This window comes from Micromonospora rifamycinica (assembly GCF_900090265.1).
Taxonomy (GTDB): Bacteria; Actinomycetota; Actinomycetes; order Mycobacteriales; family Micromonosporaceae; genus Micromonospora; species Micromonospora rifamycinica.
Genome location: NZ_LT607752.1, coordinates 4,437,149 through 4,456,739, shown reverse-complemented (window position 1 = coordinate 4,456,739; position 19,591 = coordinate 4,437,149). Strand labels below are relative to the sequence as shown.

Annotated in this window: 20 protein-coding genes; 8 read left to right on the top strand and 12 right to left on the bottom strand. The window is 70.3% G+C overall.

Annotation, left to right across the window (positions count from 1 at the left end; all coding sequences use genetic code 11):
* Nucleotides 1–218: 218 nt before the first annotated feature.
* Entirely contained in the window at nt 219–1,901 is a 1,683-nt protein-coding gene (locus tag GA0070623_RS18600; RefSeq protein WP_089004115.1) for a hypothetical protein, read from the top strand.
* 72 nt (nt 1,902–1,973) lie between these two features.
* Here GA0070623_RS18600 and rplI read toward each other — a convergent pair whose 3' ends face one another.
* The 4 genes from rplI to rpsF all read right to left on the bottom strand — a co-directional run bounded on the left by rplI (nt 1,974) and on the right by rpsF (nt 3,622).
* On the bottom strand, nt 1,974–2,420 hold the full coding sequence (gene rplI / locus GA0070623_RS18595; protein WP_067301243.1) for a 50S ribosomal protein L9: 447 nt from the start codon (nt 2,418–2,420) through the stop codon (nt 1,974–1,976).
* 14 nt (nt 2,421–2,434) lie between these two features.
* Nucleotides 2,435–2,674 carry a 30S ribosomal protein S18 gene (rpsR, locus tag GA0070623_RS18590; RefSeq protein ID WP_007073789.1) on the bottom strand — a complete coding sequence of 80 codons (240 nt, stop codon included), beginning with the start codon at nt 2,672–2,674 and terminating at the stop codon, nt 2,435–2,437.
* Nucleotides 2,675–2,715: 41 nt separating this feature from the next.
* Nucleotides 2,716–3,252, bottom strand: a complete 537-nt coding sequence (locus tag GA0070623_RS18585; protein ID WP_172898421.1) for a single-stranded DNA-binding protein — start codon at nt 3,250–3,252, stop codon at nt 2,716–2,718.
* A 79-nt stretch (nt 3,253–3,331) separates the two neighbouring features.
* On the bottom strand, nt 3,332–3,622 hold the full coding sequence (rpsF, locus tag GA0070623_RS18580) for a 30S ribosomal protein S6 (protein WP_067301247.1): 291 nt from the start codon (nt 3,620–3,622) through the stop codon (nt 3,332–3,334).
* Nucleotides 3,623–4,203: 581 nt separating this feature from the next.
* Between rpsF and GA0070623_RS18575 the strand changes: the two genes are divergently transcribed.
* The gene (locus GA0070623_RS18575; protein WP_067301250.1) at nt 4,204–4,986 is read left to right on the top strand and encodes a deoxyribonuclease IV; all 783 of its coding nucleotides are present in this window, start codon (nt 4,204–4,206) and stop codon (nt 4,984–4,986) included.
* Nucleotides 4,987–4,992: 6 nt separating this feature from the next.
* On the top strand, nt 4,993–7,047 hold the full coding sequence (locus GA0070623_RS18570) for a hypothetical protein (protein ID WP_084261001.1): 2,055 nt from the start codon (nt 4,993–4,995) through the stop codon (nt 7,045–7,047).
* 177 nt (nt 7,048–7,224) lie between these two features.
* On the opposite strand, the gene GA0070623_RS18565 is transcribed toward GA0070623_RS18570, so the two are convergent.
* The 3 genes from GA0070623_RS18565 to GA0070623_RS18555 all read right to left on the bottom strand — a co-directional run bounded on the left by GA0070623_RS18565 (nt 7,225) and on the right by GA0070623_RS18555 (nt 12,488).
* On the bottom strand, nt 7,225–8,733 hold the full coding sequence (locus tag GA0070623_RS18565) for a glycosyltransferase family 87 protein (protein WP_067315592.1): 1,509 nt from the start codon (nt 8,731–8,733) through the stop codon (nt 7,225–7,227).
* 177 nt (nt 8,734–8,910) lie between these two features.
* Nucleotides 8,911–11,844: a transglycosylase domain-containing protein gene (locus GA0070623_RS18560; RefSeq protein ID WP_089004114.1), complete on the bottom strand. Its 2,934-nt coding sequence runs from the start codon at nt 11,842–11,844 to the stop codon at nt 8,911–8,913.
* A 197-nt stretch (nt 11,845–12,041) separates the two neighbouring features.
* Nucleotides 12,042–12,488, bottom strand: a complete 447-nt coding sequence (locus GA0070623_RS18555; RefSeq protein WP_067310766.1) for a DUF5318 domain-containing protein — start codon at nt 12,486–12,488, stop codon at nt 12,042–12,044.
* Nucleotides 12,489–12,663: 175 nt separating this feature from the next.
* Between GA0070623_RS18555 and GA0070623_RS18550 the strand changes: the two genes are divergently transcribed.
* Nucleotides 12,664–13,302 carry a PadR family transcriptional regulator gene (locus GA0070623_RS18550; RefSeq protein ID WP_089004113.1) on the top strand — a complete coding sequence of 213 codons (639 nt, stop codon included), beginning with the start codon at nt 12,664–12,666 and terminating at the stop codon, nt 13,300–13,302.
* Nucleotides 13,303–13,325: 23 nt separating this feature from the next.
* Nucleotides 13,326–14,405 (top strand): inositol-3-phosphate synthase, encoded by a 1,080-nt coding sequence (locus GA0070623_RS18545; protein ID WP_067310760.1) that lies wholly within the window; start codon nt 13,326–13,328, stop codon nt 14,403–14,405.
* A gap of 56 nt (nt 14,406–14,461) precedes the next feature.
* Here GA0070623_RS18545 and GA0070623_RS18540 read toward each other — a convergent pair whose 3' ends face one another.
* The 3 genes from GA0070623_RS18540 to GA0070623_RS18525 form a co-directional block, all read right to left on the bottom strand.
* Nucleotides 14,462–14,848, bottom strand: a complete 387-nt coding sequence (locus GA0070623_RS18540; protein ID WP_067310757.1) for a hypothetical protein — start codon at nt 14,846–14,848, stop codon at nt 14,462–14,464.
* The gene (locus tag GA0070623_RS18535; RefSeq protein WP_067310753.1) at nt 14,845–15,051 is read right to left on the bottom strand and encodes a ribbon-helix-helix protein, CopG family; all 207 of its coding nucleotides are present in this window, start codon (nt 15,049–15,051) and stop codon (nt 14,845–14,847) included. Before GA0070623_RS18535 ends, GA0070623_RS18540 begins: the two co-directional genes overlap by 4 nt.
* 382 nt (nt 15,052–15,433) lie before the next feature.
* Nucleotides 15,434–15,736: a hypothetical protein gene (locus GA0070623_RS18525; RefSeq protein ID WP_067310750.1), complete on the bottom strand. Its 303-nt coding sequence runs from the start codon at nt 15,734–15,736 to the stop codon at nt 15,434–15,436.
* Nucleotides 15,737–16,181: 445 nt separating this feature from the next.
* Between GA0070623_RS18525 and GA0070623_RS18520 the strand changes: the two genes are divergently transcribed.
* Nucleotides 16,182–17,036, top strand: a complete 855-nt coding sequence (locus tag GA0070623_RS18520) for a helix-turn-helix domain-containing protein (RefSeq protein ID WP_067310746.1) — start codon at nt 16,182–16,184, stop codon at nt 17,034–17,036.
* A gap of 4 nt (nt 17,037–17,040) precedes the next feature.
* Entirely contained in the window at nt 17,041–17,277 is a 237-nt protein-coding gene (locus GA0070623_RS18515; protein ID WP_067310743.1) for a DUF397 domain-containing protein, read from the top strand.
* 122 nt (nt 17,278–17,399) lie between these two features.
* Here the strand turns inward: GA0070623_RS18515 and GA0070623_RS18510 are convergent, their stop codons facing one another.
* Both GA0070623_RS18510 and GA0070623_RS18505 read right to left on the bottom strand, forming a co-directional pair.
* On the bottom strand, nt 17,400–17,879 hold the full coding sequence (locus GA0070623_RS18510) for a methylated-DNA--[protein]-cysteine S-methyltransferase (RefSeq protein ID WP_067310772.1): 480 nt from the start codon (nt 17,877–17,879) through the stop codon (nt 17,400–17,402).
* A gap of 71 nt (nt 17,880–17,950) precedes the next feature.
* Nucleotides 17,951–18,709: a hypothetical protein gene (locus tag GA0070623_RS18505; RefSeq protein ID WP_197699995.1), complete on the bottom strand. Its 759-nt coding sequence runs from the start codon at nt 18,707–18,709 to the stop codon at nt 17,951–17,953.
* A 347-nt stretch (nt 18,710–19,056) separates the two neighbouring features.
* Between GA0070623_RS18505 and GA0070623_RS18500 the strand changes: the two genes are divergently transcribed.
* On the top strand, nt 19,057–19,578 hold the full coding sequence (locus GA0070623_RS18500; RefSeq protein ID WP_231932460.1) for a hypothetical protein: 522 nt from the start codon (nt 19,057–19,059) through the stop codon (nt 19,576–19,578).
* Nucleotides 19,579–19,591: the final 13 nt, after the last annotated feature.

The window sequence follows — 19,591 nt, the reverse complement described above, 5'->3', positions numbered from 1 at the left end:
CGGGTGGACAACCATGTGCGCAGCGTGTGCACAGCCTGTGGAAAACTCGGCGGGAATTCTGCGGATCAAGGGACTGACCTGCACCTTCACTATCCACACCCTGTGGACGAAAAATTTCCGGTAAGGCTGTTGGGTCGGTCTTCCCGTACTATCTCTGCGAAACGGCTACACCTGGACAGCGGATTGCACTTTCGGTTGAGAAGGGTCACGCTCCGGCCGTGAGTTACCGGGACTGGGAGCGCGGGGAGGGCAGCCCGCGCGAGCGTCAGCCGATCGCCCCGTGGGACGACCTCGGCGACCCGGTTCCGTCAGATTCATCCACCTCGACGGACCGCTACCGTACGCCGAGCCGCCGACGGGCGGTCGAGCGCGGCCAGCGGGAACCCGTCGACGCCTACCTGCCCCGCTGGGCGGTCGAGTCCGGGATCGCGCACGCCGACGGCCGGGGGCGGCACGCCGCTCCGGACGACGACGAGGACGATGCCCGGCCGGTCTCCGGGCTGGGCCGCCGCGCGGCCCGGCGGCGGCGGGAGAGCGAACGGTGGGAGTCCCGGGCGGTGGATCCGGCCCCCGGGTCCGACCACACCCGGGAATGGACCTTCGACCGCCCCCAGGAGCAGGGGTACGTCGGCAGCCGGCGGGCGGACTCCGGCGAGGACGAGCCGGTCTCCGGGGCGGCTCCGCCGACCCGCCCGCGCCGGTCCCCGACCCGTCGTCCGGAGGTGGTCTGGTCCGGGGGCGACGACTCCGACCTGCCGGTGGAGGCCGCGCCCGAGCCGCCGCCGCGGCGGCGGCGACGCAACGCCGACGCCTCCTGGGCACGGCCGCTGACCGATCCGGAGCGTCGTCCGGCGAGTGACCCGTGGAGCCGGCTCGCCGAGCCGGAGCCCGAGTACCGGCCGGCGGTGGACCCCTGGGACGCCTCCGGCCTGCACACCTGGCAGGGTCCGGCCGTCGACGACCGGTGGGACCGCCGCGGTGGGGCGTCGCGGTGGGAGCAGGGCGACAGCACCGGCCAGTGGGACCGGTTCACCGACACCGCGCAGTGGGACCGGACGGACGTCGGCCGGTGGGGTCCGGTGTCCCCGGGCCGGGACGAGGCGGACCGGTGGGCCACCGGGGGCGTCGTCCGACCCGAACGCGACGACACCGGGGGCGTCGTCCGACCGCAACGCGACGACACCGGGCGGTGGGACCGGGACCTTCTCGACCAGCGGGACCGGGACGACGCCGGCCGGTGGGAGCGGTCGGTGCCGCCCCGGTCGGCGCAGCCGGTGACCGGTGAGGGCTGGCCCTGGGGTACGCAGCCGGAGGGGTTCTGGTCGGGCACCCGGCTGGCGGGGGACGATCCCCGCTGGATGGATCCGCCGGCCTCGGCGCCCCGGTCCCCGGTGGTGGGGTACACCGCGCCGCGGCCACGGGCGACCCCCCGGCGTCGGGCCGAGCCGGTGTCCGGCCAGGCGGTCGCGGCGTCCTCGTTGCGGGACCGGCTCGGCTCGGTGGGTGGCGGGTCGTGGAACCGCCGCCTGGAGGACGACCTGCTGGATCCGGATCCGGGTGGTCCGCTGCGCCCGCTGGTCTACACCGCCGCCTGCTACCTGGTGCCGGCGGTGCTGGTGTTCCTGTGGCTGCTGACCCTGGACGGCCAGCCCCCGGCCGGTTGTGTCACGGACATCAGCGGGGGCGGCTGCGAACCGCCCCGGGCGCACGCCTTCGGTTCGCTGGTCGCGGGTGCGCCCCGGTTCGGGTTGGCGCTGCTGAGCAGTCTGGTGGTGGCGGTGCTGCTACGTCGGGTCGGAACGACCTGGCGGCCGGCGACGGTGGCGGTGGCGGCGGCGGTGGTCGGCGGTGGTCTCTCCACCGTGATGATCAGTGCGGTCACCGGTCAGCCGATCGGCTGACCTGCTCGACGTGGTGACACGGAAGGCCCGCACCGGTCCGGTGCGGGCCTTCCGTGATGCCGTGCTGCGGGGTCAGCCCTGGACGACGTTGAGGTCGAACTTGGCGGACACCTCGGGGTGCAGCTTGACCCGCACCGGGTAGGAGCCGGTCGACTTGATGTGACCGGGCATCTCCAGCCGACGACGGTCGAGGACCGGGCCACCGGCCGCCTTGACGGCGTCGACGACCTCGGCCGGGGTGACCGAGCCGAAGAGCCGGCCACCGTCACCGGCGCGGACCTTCAGGCTGACCTTCAGGCCCTCAAGCTGGTCCTTGACCTCGGTGGCGTGGCCCAGGTCCCGGATCTCACGGGCGGAACGCGCCCGCTTGATGACGGTGACCTGCTTCTCCGCACCCTTGGTCCAGCTGATCGCGAAGCCCTGCGGCAGCAGGTAGTTACGGCCGTAGCCGTTCTTGACCTCGACGATGTCGCCGGGGGCACCGAGACCGGAAACTTCCTGGGTCAGGATGATCTTCATGTCGGTGCCTCCTCTCAGCGGGCCGTGGCGGTGTACGGCAGGAGCGCCATCTCACGGGCGTTCTTGACCGCACGGGCGATCTGCCGCTGCTGCTGCGAGGTGACGCCGGTCACCCGCCGAGCGCGGATCTTGCCGCGGTCGGAGATGAACTTGCGCAGCAGCGCGGTGTCCTTGTAATCGATGTAGGTGATCCCGTCCTTGTCGAGCGGGTTCACCTTCTTCTTTGGTTTGCGAAGTGCCGCAGCCTTGGCCATTGCACGTGCTCCTGGTTTGCGATCGCGGGCGCTCGGCGCCATTAGAACGGTGGCTCCTCATCAAAATTGGCGCCCGAACCACCGCGCGAGGAGGGGGCCGGCGCAGCAGAGGCCCAGGGGTCGTCGAAGTTGCCTCCGCCGCCGCCCTGGTTGCCACCGCCACCGGAGCCGAAGCCACCGCCGCCGCCACCGGAGCGCGACATCTTCTGCACCTTCGCCGTGGCGTAGCGCAGCGACGGGCCGATCTCGTCGACCTCGAGCTCGATGACGGTGCGCTTCTCGCCCTCGCGGGTCTCGTACGACCGCTGGCGCAGCCGACCCGAGACGATCACGCGGGCGCCGCGCTGGAGCGACTCGGCGACGTGCTCCGCCGCCTGCCGCCACACGGTGCAGGCCAGGAAGAGCGGCTCGCCGTCCTTCCATTCGTTGGTGGTCTTGTCCATGAACCGGGGCGTCGAAGCGACCCGGAACTTGGCGACCGCCGCACCGGACGGGGTGAACCGCAACTCGGGGTCATCGGTCAGATTGCCGATGACCGTGATGGTGGTGTCTCCTGCCATGACCATCTCCTCGCACACTCATCGTTGCGTCGTACAGGCTCTCAGAACCCTCTGACAGCATCGACGAGGCTGATCCGGGCGAACCGGGGTTGAATGCTTAGCGCATCTCCGGACGGATGACCTTGGTGCGCAGCACGGACTCGTTGAGCCGCAGCTGGCGGTCGAGTTCGGCCACCGCCTCCGGCGTCGCCTGAAGGTCGATGACGGCGTAGATGCCCTCGGCCTTCTTGTTGATCTCGTACGCGAGGCGCCGGCGGCCCCACACGTCGGTCTTCTCGACCGAGCCACCCGCGGTCCGGATCACGTTCAGGTACGTGTCGAGCGAGGGTGCGACGGTGCGTTCCTCAAGGCTGGAGTCGAGGATCACCATGACTTCGTAATGACGCAAGACGTGCTCACCTCCTGTGGGCTAGGCGGCCACGGTCCTTCCGTGGCAGGAGGTCGTGCGTCGTGCCCGCCCGGTGTCGGGGGAACCCGACCGGACGCGGACAACCGGACCAGGATACCCGGTCGTGACGATCACTCCCGCGCAGGCCGCCCCGGCGGGCCGGGGAAGGGCGACAGGGGCCGCCGCAGCGCCCGAAGGCCGGCGGCGACCCCTGTGCACGGGGCCGCGGGGCGTCCCGTCCGCATTCCTTGGGTGGGACCTGGGGAGGAACGACCACACCGATGAGGTTGGATCGAGGACACCCCGCGGAGCTTCATCCTGTTGTTATCCGACGATACAACGGTAGTCGTCACGAGATAGCCGAATTCAAACTATTCGTCCGAGATCCCCCGTGCCGGCGGTGCAGCTGCCCCGGTGGTCCCACCCGGCTCAACGACCGCCGGTCCCGACGGGTGACGCGGGTTCGGCGACCGGCCGCCCCGACGACCAACGGGTGTGCCGGCCCGCCGCGTGGTCACCGGAGCCGACTTGCCCCTGACCGTCGCCTGTCGGAGTCGGTGGCGGGACGTAGGCTCGCCTGCATGCGTATCGGAGCCCACGTCGACCAGGCCGACCCGCTGGCAGAGGCAACCAGCCGCGCCGCCGAGGCGGTGCAGTTCTTCCTCTCCGACCCGCAGGGCTGGAAGGCCCCGAAACCCCGGGAGGACGCCGACCGGTTGCGCGCCGCCGACGTCGACCTCTACGTCCACGCCCCGTACGTCATCAACGTGGCCACCCTGAACAACCGGATCCGCATCCCCAGCCGCAAGCTGCTGCTCGGCCACGCCACCGCGGCGGCCCAGCTCGACGCCCGGGGGCTGATCGTGCACGGCGGTCACGTCAACGCCGGTGACGACCTCGCGGTCGGCTTCGACAACTGGCGCAAGACCTTCGCGTACGCGGCCGACTCCGGCGGCTTCCCCGTCCCGGTCCTGATCGAGAACACGGCCGGCGGCGACAACGCCTGCGCCCGCCGGCTCGACGCGCTGGCCCGGCTCTGGGACGCGCTCGGCGACTACGAGGTGGGCTTCTGCCTCGACACCTGCCACGCGTACGCCGGCGGTGAGGAGCTGCTCGACCTGGTCGACCGGGTGAAGGCGGTCACCGGCCGGATCGACCTGGTGCACGCGAACAACTCCAAGGGCGGGTTCAACTCCGGACAGGACCGGCACGACAACTTCGACAGCGGGGTCATCGACCCGGAGCTGCTGGTGGCGGTGATCCGGGCGGCCGACGCCCCGGTCATCGTGGAGACCCCCGGCGGACCGGCCGGTCAGGGGGCGGACATCGCCTTCCTCCGCGAGCAGCTCGGCACGGGGGCCTGAGCGCCGATGACCACCAACGCGACCGGCGGCGGCCAGCCGCCACGGCAGACCGACGGGGCCACCCCCGGCCCGTCGGGCGCGGCGGGGCCGCCGCAGGATCGGACCGCAGCAGGGGACGCCCCCCGCAGCGCCGAGCCGGACAGGGCGGACAAACCCGAGGTCGCCGACGCCAAGCTCGACGGGACCACGGCGGACAAGGCCAGGACCGACGAGACCAAGGTCGCCACGACCGCCGAGGCGGCTGCGACCGGTGGTGACGGTAGCGGGCCGGACCGGAAGGACACCGTCGCCGAGGCCGACCCGTGGACGTCGTTCGCGCCGGAGCCGGAGCCGGTACCCGGTCGTCCCCGGCGGGCGGCCCGCGCCACCGGTCGGTTCCTGGTGCACGAGTGGACGCTCGCCGTCCTCGCCTCGCTCGCCCTCGCCGTGGGGATGACCTGGCCGACCCTGCGCTACCCGCTCTACACCCTCCCCCAGGACTACTGGGATCCGAGTCTCCAGGCCTGGCAGATGGCCTGGTCGGGGCATGCCCTGCGGACGAACCCGGGGCAGCTGTTCCAGTCCAACACGTTCTTCCCGGAACCCTGGAGCTTCGCCTTCTCCGACATGCTGCTCGGGTACGCGCCGGCCGGCCTGCTCGGCACCGGACCGGACGCCGCCGTGCTCCGCTACAACATCATGTTCGTGCTGGCGCACGCGATGGCCACCTTCGGGGCGTACGTGCTGGCCCGGCAGTTGGGCTCGGGGCGGATCGGTGCGGCGGTCGCCGGGGTCAGCTACACCTACGCGCCGTGGCTGCTCGCCCAGGCCGGTCACCTGCACATCGTCTCCAACGGCGGCATTCCGCTGGCGCTGGCCATGCTGGCCCGGGGGCACGGCTGGTCACTGCGGCACGGGTACCGTCCGGAACGCCGCCGGGTCGGCTGGGCGTACGCCGGGTGGGTGGTGGCCGCCTGGCAGCTCAGCCTGGGCTTCGGCATCGGCCTGGTGTTCGCCTACGTCCTCGCGGTGACCCTGCTGGTCTCGGCGGCGGTGTGGTTCTGGCGACGACGGCGCGGGCGTCGGCCCTTCGGTCGCCGGCTGTTCGTCGCCGACCTGGTCGGCGGGCTGCTCTTCGCCGGCGTCGGCGCGCTGCTGGCGGTGCCGTACTTCAAGGTGGCCGAGCTGCACCCGAACGCGGAACGGACGCTCGGCGACATCGGCGTCTACTCGCCGCCGGCCAGTGGCTTCTTCACCGCGCCCGCCGAGTCGTGGATCTGGGGCGGGCTGCACGAGGGGGCACGGGCGACGCTGCCCTGGCATCCGGAGATGACCCTGCTGCCGGGCTTCGTGCTGTACGCGCTGGCGGCCGGCGGGCTGTTCTTCTCGGTGTGGCGGCTGCGCCACCGGCTGCTGCTGCTCGCCGGGGTACTGGTCACCATGGTGCTGGCGATGGGCACCGAGTTCTTCGGTGGCACCTTCACCTACGCGCCGCTCTTCGAGCACCTGCCGGGTTTCAGCGGGCTGCGCACGCCGGGCCGGATGATGCTCTGGACGACGCTGCTGCTCGGCCTGCTGGCGGCCGGTACGGTGACCGCCTTCGCCCAGCGGGTACGCGAACTCACCGGCGGGCGGGTGCCCGCCCGGCCGTCACCGTGGTTGCGGCTGGCCACCCTGCTGCCGCTGCTGCTGGTCGTGGTGGAGGGGCTGAACGACACACCGCATCCGGTGGTGCCGGAACAACCGGTGGCGATGCGGACGGTGGACGGTCCGCTGCTGGTGCTGCCCAGCGGCCAGAACCAGGACCAGCCGGTGATGCTCTGGTCGACCAGCCGCTTCCAGCAGGTGGTCAACGGCGGCAGCGGGTTCACCCCGAAACAGCTCGACGACGTACGCCGGGTGACGGCGGCCTTCCCCGACCAGACCAGCGTCGACTACCTGCGCACCCTCGGCGTACGCGACGTGGTGGTGCTGCGGGACCAGATCGTCGGCACCCCGTGGGAGGTGACCGTGGACGCCCCGGTCGACCAGTTGGGCATCACCCGCCAGCAGGTCGGCAATGCCGTGGTGTTCCGTCTCTGAGCCGGTTGCGGTGGGGGCGGGCGGGGGAGCCCAGCCGGCTCCGGGCGGTCAGGCTTGATCCCTGCGCCGGCTGGGCTCCCCCGCCCGCCTGACGGGCGAAGTGCCGTCCTGGACTTGCGCGTCCGGGGTGGTGGGGGTGGGGAGTTGGCGGGTCGGTGGGGGTGGGGTGGGGTGGGGTCAGGCGGGGGTGGGGGTTGGTTCGGGTTCGGGGGTGGGGGCTTTGCGGCGGAGTCTGGCCAGCCAGGGGGCGTCGGGGGAACCGTCCAGGACGCCGCCGTCGGGGTCGTCGGCGTAGGTCTGCCGGACCGCGTCGCGCTCCGGGTGCAGGATGTCCTTGACGATCAGGACACAGAGCACCACCACCGTGCCGAGCCGCAGCGACGAGGCGAGCACGAAGACCCCCTCGGGGAAGACCGGGCGGCTGGTGGCCGAGCCGAGCAGCTCGCCGTAGAACGCGGCGAAGTAGCACACCTCGGCGAGCTGCCAGGCGAGGAAGGCGCCCCACCGCGGTCGGGCGAGCACCGCCAGCGGCAGCAGCCAGAGCACGAACTGCTGGGACCAGACCTTGCTGAAGATCAGGAAGGCCGCCACCACCAGGAAGGCGAGCTGGGCCAGCCGGGGCCGGCGGGGTGCCCGCAGGGCCAGTACGGCCACGCCGACGCAGGCCAGCCCGAACAGGGCGTACGACAGGTTGTTGAGGGTCGGGATGTTGGCGTTCAGCCACTGGAACGGACCCTGGTCGCCGGGGCCGCCGGTGTTCACCTTGCCGTCGAGATACCGCCCGATGTACCAGAGCGTGCCCCAGTCGATGGGTCGGGTGGTGTTCAGTTCGAAGAACCGCCCCCAGTTGTCGGGGTAGCGGATCGCGGTGGGCAGGTTCACCGCGACCAGCGCGACCGCGCCGGTCGCGGTGGCGGTCAACGCGGCCCGCAGCCGGCCCGCGCGCAACGCGAGGATCAGGATCGGGCCGAACAGGAACAGTGGCCACATCTTCGCCGCGCCACCCAGGCCGAGCAGGACCCCGGCCAGGACGGGTTGTCGTTTCGCCCAGGCGGCCAGCCCGAGCGCGGCCAGCCCGATGGCGAGGAAGTCCCAGTTGACGGTGGCGGTGAGGAACAGTGCCGGGGCCAGGGCGAAGAGTGCCGCGTCCCAGGGTCGTCGGCGACGCAGGGAGAGGATGACCGCGGCGGTGGCGACCGCGAGCGCGCTGAGGGCCAACGCGTTGGCGTTGTAGAACCACCGCCCCTGGTTGATCGTCGGGTCGTCGACGCCGAGAGCGTGCACCGGCAGACCGAGCGCACCCATCATGTAGCCGGTGAGCACCGGGTACTCGACCGGGTGGTCCCGGTAGGGGACCTTGCCCTCGTGCAGGCCCTCGGCGTAGTAGAGGGCCAGCACGTCGGTGTAGCACATCCGGGTGTACTGGATGTTGTTCTGCCAGGCGCCGTTCTGGCAGGGCGCCTTCTGCACCCAGTGCAGGGCCAGGGTCAGACAGGCCAGCGCCAGCACGATCCGGGCCGCCGTCCAGAACCGGCTCTCCCGACCGGCGGGCCGGTCCAGGGCGACGGCGTGGTCGCCGAGCGGCCCGCCGATCGCCTCGGCGGCGCCCCGGACGAAGCCGTCCGATCGGGACGGGTGGTCACTGGTCCCGGCGTCGTCGATGCCGGCCGTCGGCTGGTTGCTCATGAGAATGCATCCTGCCCTATGAATGGCTCGTGGACGAGGAGCATGTTCCGGTCGAATGCCCCCGCGCGACGACAGCGGCAGTCCGGCCACCGGGTCGACCGGGAAACGCCGCTGCCGGCCACCGCGGATTCGCGGTGGCCGGCAGCGGTATCGACGGTCGTCAGCGCCGAGTTCGGGTCACTCCCGGGTGCGTGGGGTGGGCAGGATGCCGCCGCCGTTCCCCCCGTTCTGGCCGGGGAGATTCTGGTTGGGCGGGAGCGGCGGATTGCCGCCCTGGTTGCCACCCTGGTTGCCGCCTTGGTTTCCACCCTGGTTGCCGCCTTGGTTTCCACCCTGGTTGCCGCCCTGGTTTCCACCCTGGTTGCCGCCACCGAGTTGGCAGAGCAGGTCGGCGGGGGCGCAGTTCTGCCCGTTCTGGTTCGGCGGCGGGGGCGGGGGCGGGGGCGGGGTGCCGTTGCCGGACTCCGGGTCGCCGACCTTCGCTGCCGGCGGGAAGTCCAGCTTGTCCTCGCCCTTGAGCGCGCCGTTCATCACCCGTTCCCAGATCTCGCCGGGCATGGTGGCACCGCTGATGTTGTCGCCGTTGTTCAGCCTGATCGCTTCCCGTTTGCCCTTGTTGCCCACCCAGACGGCGGTGGCGAGCTGCGGGGTGTAGCCGATGGTCCAGGCGTCACCGTTCTGGGTGGTGCCCTCCTTGAGCTCCCAGGTGCCGGTCTTGGCGGTCGCCTTCCGGCCGTCGGCCAGGGTGTGGTTGATCCGGCCCGGGTAGTCTTTCAGCACGTCGGTCACGTCGGCGACCACGTCCGGGTTGATCCGCTTCTGCGGCTTGAGCTGCTCGCCACCGAGCTTCTCCCACTTGCCGGTCTCCTTGTTCTGCTTCTCGGCGGAGATCAGGAAGTGCGCCTTGTTGTAGATGCCCTTGTTGGCGAAGGTGGCGATGCCGTTGGCGTGGTCCAGCACGGTGATCGGGTACTGACCGTAGGCGACCACGTGGTAGAAGGGATCGGGCGCCAGGTCGGCGGCCTTCTCCTTGGTCAGGTCGTGCCCCTTGGGCGGGCTCACGTTGGTCTGCCACATCATGCCGACGCCGGCCTTGGCCGCCATGTCGACGATCTTGTCGGGGCCGATGTCCAGGCTGACGTGGTAGAACGGCACGTTCAGCGACTTCAACGTGGACTCCCGCAGCGTGCAGGAGTCACCACAGCTGGGATTGTCGGTGCCGGCGTTGCTGACCCGGAACTTCACGCCCTCCGGGGTGAAGGCCCGCCCCTTCCAACGCGACTCGACGGACTTGCCGGCCTCCAGCGCCGCCGCCAACGTGTAGATCTTGAAACTGGAGCCGGGCGAGTGACCGCCGGTGACGTTGCCGTTCGTGTCGGTATTCGTGCCGGCGTAGTCGGTGCCGGTGCCGTCGTCCCCGCCGTAGTAGCCGAGCACCCGGCCGTTGCGCGGGTCGATGGAGACCACTGCGGCCATCAGGTTCTTGCGGGCGCCGTCCAGCTCGGAACCCTTGGTGCTGCGCTGGGCGGCGCTGGTGACGGCCTTCTGCACCTTGTTGTCGATGGTGGTCCGGATCCGGTAACCACCCTCGCGGAGCATCGCCGAACAGCGCGGCTTGCGCTCGGTCACCTCGGCGTCGTTGTCGGTGCAGAGCTTCTTCTCCCGCATCTCCGCCGACACGTAGTTGATCACGTTGCCGATCGGGGTGTTGACCCCGAACTTGACGCCGGAGCGGGACTCCTTGGGAGTCTGCAGGGTCTTGGTCGGGTACTCCGTCGGATGCGCCGGTCGGCCGGGGGCGTCGACCCAGTGCATCTCGATCATGTTCTTGATGACGTAGTCCCACCGGTCCTTGGCGTCCGTCGGGTTGAGCGCCGGGTCGAAACCCTTGTGGGTGCTGCTCGGCTCCGGCTGCTTGATCAGCGCGGCGAGCACGGCGGCCTCGGCCACGTCGACCTTCGAGACCGACTTGCCGAAGTACGTCTGCGCCGCCGCCTCGATGCCGTACGCGTTGCGACCGAAGTAGATGGTGTTGAGGTAGTGCTCCATGATCTGTTCCTTGGTGAACTGATCATTGAGCTTGGAGGCGACGATCGCCTCCTTGACCTTCCGCGCGTACGAGTCGTCCTGGAGGTTCTCGTAGGCGTTGCGGGCGTACTGCTGGGTGATCGTCGAGGCACCCTGCTTGTCGCCGTTGGAGAGGTTGTTCCAGGCGGCGCGGGCGATGCCCTTGTAGTCGACACCGGCGTGCTCGTAGAAGTTCTTGTCCTCCGCCGCCGCCACCGCGTCCCGCATGTGCTGCGGGATCTGGTTGATCGAGACGAAGGTGCGGTTCTGCTCGCCGACCTTGGCGATGACCGTCTTGTTGTCGCTGGCGTAGATGGTGGTGGCGAGCGGCAGCTTGATCTGGTTGGGCAGCACCACGGTGGTGGAGTAGTAGGTGAAGCCGACCACGCCGAGACCGGCGAGCATGATGAAGACCGCGAAGCCGGCGATCAGCAGGTTGATCCGCTTACGCCGCTTGGCCCGCGCCAGCGCGTCCGGGTCACCCGGCCCGCGTCCACGCCCGCCGCCGGCACCGCCGCCGTAGCCACGACCCGGCCCGTTCGGGCCGCCCGGCCCACCCGGCCCGCCGACCTGCGCCACGCCGGCCCGGGCCACCGAGGCCCGGCCAGCGGAGCCGACCGACGCCGCGCCGACGCTGGCCCGGCCGGCGGAAGCCGTCCCGACACTGGCCCGACCGGCCGGTCCGCCCGCCGGGGAGACCGGCACCGAGGCCCGGCCACCGCCGCCCCACCCCGACGCCGACGACGCCGGGGAGACCGGCACGGAGGCCCGGCCCGGCCCGGCCGGGGAGACCGGCACCGAGGCGCGACCCGAGCCGGCCCGGCCGACCGAGGCCGAGCCGGCCGCACCGCCCGTCGCGCGCGGCGGGGGCACCGCCGCCGAGGCCCGCCCGCTGGGCGCGGCACCGCCGACCGACGCCCGGCCGGCCGGGGCCGCACCGGAGTGCCGGGGGTACGCGTCGTCCGCCCCCGGTCCGGGGCCGCCGTTCGAACCCGGTACCTGGGCCCGCGCACGCGGGGAACTGGGATCGCCGTACGAGTTCATTCCTCACACCCTGCCGGTCGCGGTGGGACGCGGGGGCGCCACCACCGGGTTGCCGTGAGTTGACACACGCGCACTGAAGCCGGGGAGAGCCCGGTGGCGCACTGAAATTTCTGCATCAATCGGGTCATTCGGGTCAACGAGCCGCCGGTCGCGGTGTCTGTGTCGTACGACACCGGGTTCGACCGGATCAGCAGGCTTCACCGTTGCGCCTCTCGCCTTCGTCCCTGGGTGGCAGCGGTGGCGGCGTCCGCCGCCCCCTGCTCCGGGCCGCCCTCGACCAGCCCGTCCCGGCCGAGCAGGAACTGCTCGACGAGATGGTTCCAGTCACAGCCGAGGCACACCTCGACCACGAAGACCTGGAACTCACCCAACGTCATCGCCAGCACGGACAGTTCGGCCAGTGCCCGGGCCTGACCGGCGGACTGCCGGAGTTCGTCCCCGTAAATGTAGTGGACGTGGATCAGGTTCTCGCTCCGGCAGATCGGACACCGCTGGTCTGTCGGTTCCCCGTGGAAACGGGCCGCGCTCTTCAGGTACGGCGAAGCGTCGCAGACGTCGTGCGTGCCGATCCGCCCGGCGAGCAGCTCACGCAGGACTGCCCGCTTCTGGAGCGAGTAGTCGACCACCTGGCGAGACGTACGCATGCGGCAAAGGGTACGCGCTCCGACCGGGCGGGGCGACCACCGTCACGATCCGTGAACGGGTTGCCGCGAAACGGGGGTTTGCCCGGATGGCAGGTGAGGTACTAGCGTGCGATGTATCGGTCCGATACATCGAGGCGGTTAACGACCCGCCCCGAGGGTAAGGAAAGGGTGGCCCGTGCTGGAACTCGCCATCCTCGGCCTCCTCCAGGAGGCCCCGATGCACGGCTACGAACTCCGCAAGGAGCTCACCGCCAAGCTCGGCGCCATCCGGGCGGCGATCAGCTACGGCTCGCTCTACCCGACCCTGCGCAGGTTGCAGGCGGCGGGCTGGATCACCGAAGCCGCCGGGACACCGGCCACCGCCGAGGAGGTGCCCGCGCTGACCAGCCGCCGCGGGCGGGTGGTCTACAAGATCACCGCGGAGGGTAAGGAACGCTTCGCCCAGCTGATCGCGCAGGCCGGACCCGAGACCTACGACGACACGGGCTTCGGCGTGCACTTCGCGTTCTTCGCCCGCACCGACCAGGCGACCCGCCTGCGCATCCTGGAGGGTCGCCGGCGCACGATCGAGGAGCGTCGCGAAGGACTTCGGGACGTGCTGGGCCGGGCAGCCGAGCGTCTCGACGCGTACACCCTGGAACTGCAACGCCACGGGCTCGACGCCTGCGAGCGTGAGGTCCGCTGGCTGGAGGAGCTCATCGCCAACGAGCGCTCCGGCCGTGCCCCGGTCGTCCCGCGATCCGGAACGACCGACGGTCCACGAGACAACAACAGCCCGCCTCCGCCTGGAGCGTCCAGGAATGAGCGGCCGTGATGAAGAAGAAGGAGGCAGACGCTATGGGCTCCGTCCGCGTCGCCATCGTCGGTGTGGGTAACTGCGCCTCGTCCCTCGTGCAGGGCGTGGAGTACTACCGCAACGCCGACCCGAACGACCGCGTCCCGGGTCTCATGCACGTCACCTTCGGCGACTACCACGTATCGGACGTGGACTTTGTCGCGGCGTTCGACGTGGACGCCAAGAAGGTCGGCATGGACCTCGCCGAGGCGATCGTCGCCAGTGAGAACAACACCATCAAGCTCTGCGACGTGGCGCCCACCGGCATCACCGTCCAGCGCGGCCCGACCTTCGACGGCCTGGGCCAGTACTACCGCGAGATCATCGAGGAGTCCGACGCCGAGTCGGTCGACGTGGTCAAGGCGCTGCGCGACGCGCAGGTCGACGTGGTCGTCTGCTACCTGCCGGTCGGCTCCGAGCAGGCGGCGAAGTTCTACGCCCAGGCTGCGATCGACGCCGGCTGCGCCTTCGTCAACGCGCTGCCGGTCTTCATCGCCTCCGACCCCCAGTGGGCGCAGAAGTTCACCGACGCCGGGCTGCCGATCGTCGGCGACGACATCAAGAGCCAGGTCGGTGCCACCATCGTGCACCGCGCGCTGGCGAAGCTGTTCGAGGACCGCGGCGTCGAGCTGCTGCGCACCTACCAGCTCAACTTCGGCGGCAACATGGACTTCATGAACATGTTGGAGCGCAACCGGCTGGTCTCGAAGAAGATCTCGAAGACCCAGTCGGTGACCTCCCAGATCCCGCACGAGATGGTCAAGAGCGACGTGCACATCGGCCCGTCGGACCACGTGCCGTGGCTGGACGACCGCAAGTGGGCGTACATCCGCCTGGAGGGCCGTTCCTTCGGTGACACCCCGCTCAACGCCGAGCTGAAGCTCGAGGTGTGGGACTCGCCGAACTCGGCCGGCGTCATCATCGACGCGGTCCGGGCCGCCAAGATCGCCCTGGACCGCAAGATCGGCGGCCCGATCCTCTCGGCCTCCTCCTACTTCATGAAGTCCCCGCCGGTGCAGTACGCCGACCACGACGCGCACGCCGCCGTCGAGGGCTTCATCACCGGCGACGTCGAGCGCTGACGCACCGGCACCGCACCGCCGAGGGCCGGGTCCGCACGGACCCGGCCCTCGCGCGTTCAGTCCGCCATCTCCAGGTACGGCGACAGCCGCAGCGCCAACTCCTCGACCGAGTCGACCTCGCCACTGGTCAACGCCTCGGTCAACGCCATCCGGTCCTTGGCCGGCATGGTGAGACGCAGGCCGGAACGGGACAGCAGGATACGCACCGCGGCCCAGGCGAGCCCGGCGTTCCACAGGTCGAGGGGACGCCAGATCATCAACCCGTGCAGCAGCGCCGCCGCCTTGTCCAGGGCGGTCGGGTAGGCGGGCTGCCCGATCAACCGCGCGTGCGGTCGGACGGTCGCCGCCACCAGGATCCCGGCGTCGCGTACCTGACTCCGGGGGCCGGTGTGCTCGGCGAGCAGGGTCAGCAGGTCCTCGGCGTCCGGCCAGGGGTGGGTCATCTGTCCCCCAGCATCTCGAAGAACTCCGCGTCCTCCTCGAATACCCGGCGGGCGGCCTGGCGGGTCCACTCGTCCCGGTCGTGCCGGTCCAGGTAGGCCTGCACCGCCACCTCGACCGTCTTGTGCATCGACCGGTGCTCCGCCTCGGCGAGCTCCTTGAGTCGCTGCTCGACCTCGGGCTTCAGGTTCAGGGTGAAGGCCATACCAGATTTGTATAACTCGTCCGTGGGTTGGTCAACCACGCTCGGCGTCACGTCTCCTCCTTACCGGGTAGTCCAGGACGATGGTGGCGAGAATCGCTCGGATCAGGGCGGACGGGCTGTGCGTTCAAGCTGTTCTCGGCGGTGAGCCGGTCGAGCAGGTCCTGTCGGCTCGCCGCCCCGACGCCCAACCCGAGCGCCGCCAGGAAACCGCGCTCCACGAGCCGCCGCGACCGACAGGGGAACGGTTCACCACAGGTGCACCCGCCGTCGTCCGCGAGAAGATGACAGCGGTGCAGCCGGTGACTCAACCGCCAGATGGTCGGTGACACGCACTCGGCCGGCGGATCGGCCGGCGGCTCCTCCGGATCGAAGCTGAGCCGCATCAGCCCACCGCCGACCCGAGTCGCCACCGCCAGGCCCGACTGAGTAGCGGTGCCGGCCCGGTTCGCCCCCGCCGGTGTGGGGCGAGCCAGCGCCGCAGCGCGGAACGCCGCTGCGGCGGGACCGGGTCGAGCACCGGCAGACCCAACTCCACCAGGCGGTTCGCTGCCGCGTTGGCCGACGGACACGGTACGACGGTCAGGCAGACCCGGCACTGCTGGCTCTCGGGATCGGCGACGTGCGCGGCGATGATCTCGTGTGCGGCGCGGCTCTCCACCCGCGCCCGGGTTTCGTACAGGCCCACTGGCATCCCTTCGCCAAGGGGCGGACGCGCGGTCCCGGGGTCACCACCGCGAGGGGGATTCGCGGCGGGGTTCCGCACGTCCGCCCGGCTCGGGGCCGGTGGTGCGCCATCAGGTCAGCGCGTCACCGGCCCAGGAAACCGAGGGGGTACGCACCGCGAAGCGCGTCGGCACCCGCTTCGTGCGGGTACGACGTGGTAGACAGTCGGGGAGTCGTTCCCCGGGACGCCGACCATCGCGTTGCGCCTCCCGTTCGGCTCGTTCCCGGACCGGGGTGGGCATGCCGCCAAGCCGTCCCATCCCGGTCCGTCCTCGTCTCGACCGTCGATCACCTTCAGTAATCGCAGCCACACGCAGCATGCAGCATGGCGGATCGCTGTGCAAGCTTGCATCGGTGGAATGTTTTCGAGATGCTTTACAAGGTCGGAGGGAGGTGGGGGAGAAGACATGCCAAACGAACATGCGTCCACGCTCCGCGCTCAATGGCTCGGTCAGCAGCTCCGCGAGATGCGGGAGAAGTCCCGGCTGACGCTGCGGGATGTGGGCGAATGCCTCAACCGAAACGCCAGCACTGTCAGCCGGATCGAATCAGGCATGCTGCCGGCCCGAGTGCCAGAGGTGTTGACCTACCTCGACGTATGCGGGATCGACGACCCGAAGAGACGTGACGACCTCAAGACGATGGCGCAGGACGTGTGGCAGAAGGGTTGGTGGGATGGACTCGCCGCCAACGTCGCCGCGTCCTTGATCGATTGGATCTGGCTGGAGAGTCGAGCCACCGCGATCGACTCCTTCCAGGATTCAGTCATCCCCGGCCTGCTCCAGACCAGGACATATGCCGAGACCGTCATCCGGGCGGCCGACGAGGATCTCGCGGACGATCAGCTTCACCGCTTCGTTGATCTGCGCATGACCCGTCAACAGCGGTTGAGCCAACCAGATCCGATCCGACTCTCGGTCATCATCAATGAAGGTGCGCTGCGCCGGATGGTCGGCGGGCCCGAGACAATGCGCGCCCAACTCGCCCATCTCCGCGAGATGGCCGGCTGGCCGAACGTCGAGATCATGATCCTGCCGTTCACCGCAGGAGCCCACGCCAGCCCGAACGGCGCCTTCGACGTCTTTCGGATGCGCCGGCCCTATCCACCTGCCGGCTGCATCTCCACGGTTGTCGGAACAGTCGTGGTCGAAGGGGAGAAAGCCGATTCGCTGCACCAGCGCTACAATCGGCTACGCCGGGCGGCGCTGCGCAACGGTGCCGTGCAGCGGGTTCTCTTCGATCTGGAAGCACGTCTGGAGTGAGCGCATGGCGACGGTCAACCCCCTCACCAACGCCGGGCTCCCGGTGGCCTGGCATGTCAGCACCCGCAGCGGCAACGGCGACGGTAACTGTGTCGAGGCCGGGCCGGTGCTGGACAGCAGTGGTCGCTTCGCCGTACGCGACAGCAAGGACCGTGGCGGACCGCTTCTGCTCTACCCCGCCGCCGGCTGGGCCGCCTTCGTCACGGACCTCCGCGCAGGTCGCCTCGCCCCACTCTCCTGACCCACCGGCCGCCGCACCTCCATGGTCAACTCCCTTGGGCCGATACTGCGGTAACCGCTCACCGCCGACACCGCTACATCGGCCCAAGGGCGAGGGCATGGGCGGGGCTGACCCGGAAACGATCAGGACCAGGCGCGGCGCAGGGCCACCCCCGCCTCCAGCTCCAGCAGGGTCACCTTGCGGGGCAGCCCGCCACCGAAGCCGACCAGCTTGCCGCCCGCGCCGACGATCCGGTGGCAGGGCACGATCACCGGGACCGGGTTGCGGTTGCAGGCCACCCCGACCGCCCGTGCCGCGCCGGGGTCGCCGACCCGCCGGGCCACCTCGCCGTAGGTGAGCGTCTCCCCGTACGGGATCCGGGTCATCTCCTGCCACACGGCGCGCTCGAATTCGGAGCCGCGCGGGGCAGCTACCGGCACGGTGAACCCGGTCAGCTCACCGGCGAAGTACGCCCGCAGCTCGGCGACCGCCCGACCGGCCAGCGCGTCGCCGGGCCGGTCGGCCGCCGACGTGACCCGGCCGAAGTGCGCGCCGCAGACCGCTGCGTCGTCGGTGGCGACGGAGAACTCCCCGATCGGCGAGTCGAGCACGGTCCAACGCATGCCGGCCATTCTTCCCGCTCCGACCGGCACCGAAGGCGGCGGGCCGGTCGGGCGGCGGGCCGGAGGCTGCGCTAGCTGCTGTAGGAGATGGTCCATCCCTTGCCGTCGAAGACGGCCTTCGCGCTGGTCATGCCGGCGGGGTACAACACCTGTGCGGGCGTGGTGAGCTCGGAGACGTCCATCACCTCGCTGCTCTCGAAGCTGCCGAAGGCGACCCAGTAGGTGGGCTTCGGGTCGAACTCGACTCCGGCGTTCGTCAGGGTCGGCACGACGAAGGTGCCGGCCCCCGACATGCCGATGCCCACACTTCCCTGGTCCTGGTCCCCCGCCCCCGGGACCGTGCCGTCCTCCTTGATTATCAGGCTGCCATTCTTCCCGGAGGAGCTGGTCGGCCCGAATTCAAAACCGCCGCCGACGTAGGAGAGGGTGACCAGGTTGTTCTGGGTCAGGTCTGCGGAGAGGGTCTGACCGGCCACGAACTGCGTTCCGGGGACGAGTGTCCCGACCTGACCCCAGACGAAGTTGTAGTCGATGCTCCACTGGTATTCGACGGTCGTCGACGGGTGGCACATCTTCGACATCCAGGCGAGCGTGACCGCGTCGCTCGGGAGGACGGGCATCTCCTGGAAGAGGATGGCGTTCATGTCGTCCAGCGCCGAATTGTTCAGGATCGTAATGCTGTAACTGACCGGGGCCGCGCCGACCCGGGCGGCACCCTCGCGCGCCCCGGCTGCTGCCCGGCTGGCCGGACCGGCACCGAGCAGTGCCGCACCCAGTCCTGCGCCCAGCGCGACCAGGCCGTCCCGTCGACTGATTCTGAATTCCTTCATGAACCCTCCTCGCTCGCGAGAACGCCCCTGCTGGCGCCCCCTGGAGAGGAGAGGTGCGCGTCAAGGTCAGAGTTTCCTGGATCTTCACCTCGTAATCAGCAATTCGGCGTTATCAATATGTTATGTATTCACCCCCCACCAGGGCAAGGGTCTACCTATTATGCGGGGCAACCGATTCCCGCCCGCCAGAAATTGCGTGTACAAAAGTATCGGTTTTCGCACTGCACCGGGGAAGGTGCGGTGGGTGCGGTGTCGACCCGCCGGGCCGCCGGGGCGGGCCGATGGGCCGAACGGACGGTGCCGTCGCGCCGGAATGATCACGCGGGACGTTGCGTCCGGTCGCTACCGTGCAGGTCGTGGCCACGGGGACGCTCATCTTTCTGATCATCGGTGGCGTGGGCGTCGGTGTGCTGGCGCTGGCCCTGCTCGGCGGCGAAATCCTGCATTTCGGTCATCCTGACATCGACGGTCCGGTCTCCGTCGAGGCGGTCGCCGGCTTCCTCGGCGCGTTCGGCTTCGGCGCGGCCATCGTCAACGAACTGCTCGGTGGGGGTACCCCGGGGATGATCGCGGCGGCCGTCGGTGGCGGCGCGCTCGCCGCCGTGCCCACCGCCTGGCTGGCCGGGCGACTGAGCCGGGCGGCGCGGAACATGCGGACCGACGCCACCCCCACCCGGGACGACCTGGTCGGCGCGCTCGGCCTGGTGGTCACTCCGATCCCGACCGACGGTTACGGCGAGGTGCGGGTACGCGTCGCCGGCCAGCCGGTGAAACTCAACGCCCGCGCCGACCGGCCCATCCCGCTCGGCGCGCAGATCTTCGTGGTGCAGTCGCTGAGCGAGACCAGCGTGCACGTCGAGACCTACTGACCCTCTTCTCGCA

Coding starts and splice junctions, on each gene's coding strand:
- GA0070623_RS18555 (WP_067310766.1), bottom strand. CDS start 12,488: ATGCGTACGTCTCGCCAGGTGGTCGACTACTCGCTCCAGAAGCGGGCA.
- GA0070623_RS18575 (WP_067301250.1), top strand. CDS start 4,204: ATGCGTATCGGAGCCCACGTCGACCAGGCCGACCCGCTGGCAGAGGCA.
- GA0070623_RS18520 (WP_067310746.1), top strand. CDS start 16,182: ATGCCAAACGAACATGCGTCCACGCTCCGCGCTCAATGGCTCGGTCAG.
- rpsR (WP_007073789.1), bottom strand. CDS start 2,674: ATGGCCAAGGCTGCGGCACTTCGCAAACCAAAGAAGAAGGTGAACCCG.
- GA0070623_RS18570 (WP_084261001.1), top strand. CDS start 4,993: ATGACCACCAACGCGACCGGCGGCGGCCAGCCGCCACGGCAGACCGAC.
- rplI (WP_067301243.1), bottom strand. CDS start 2,420: ATGAAGATCATCCTGACCCAGGAAGTTTCCGGTCTCGGTGCCCCCGGC.
- GA0070623_RS18510 (WP_067310772.1), bottom strand. CDS start 17,879: ATGCGTTGGACCGTGCTCGACTCGCCGATCGGGGAGTTCTCCGTCGCC.
- GA0070623_RS18515 (WP_067310743.1), top strand. CDS start 17,041: ATGGCGACGGTCAACCCCCTCACCAACGCCGGGCTCCCGGTGGCCTGG.
- GA0070623_RS18565 (WP_067315592.1), bottom strand. CDS start 8,733: ATGAGCAACCAGCCGACGGCCGGCATCGACGACGCCGGGACCAGTGAC.
- GA0070623_RS18545 (WP_067310760.1), top strand. CDS start 13,326: ATGGGCTCCGTCCGCGTCGCCATCGTCGGTGTGGGTAACTGCGCCTCG.
- GA0070623_RS18560 (WP_089004114.1), bottom strand. CDS start 11,844: ATGAACTCGTACGGCGATCCCAGTTCCCCGCGTGCGCGGGCCCAGGTA.
- GA0070623_RS18505 (WP_197699995.1), bottom strand. CDS start 18,709: ATGAAGGAATTCAGAATCAGTCGACGGGACGGCCTGGTCGCGCTGGGC.
- GA0070623_RS18540 (WP_067310757.1), bottom strand. CDS start 14,848: ATGACCCACCCCTGGCCGGACGCCGAGGACCTGCTGACCCTGCTCGCC.
- GA0070623_RS18535 (WP_067310753.1), bottom strand. CDS start 15,051: ATGGCCTTCACCCTGAACCTGAAGCCCGAGGTCGAGCAGCGACTCAAG.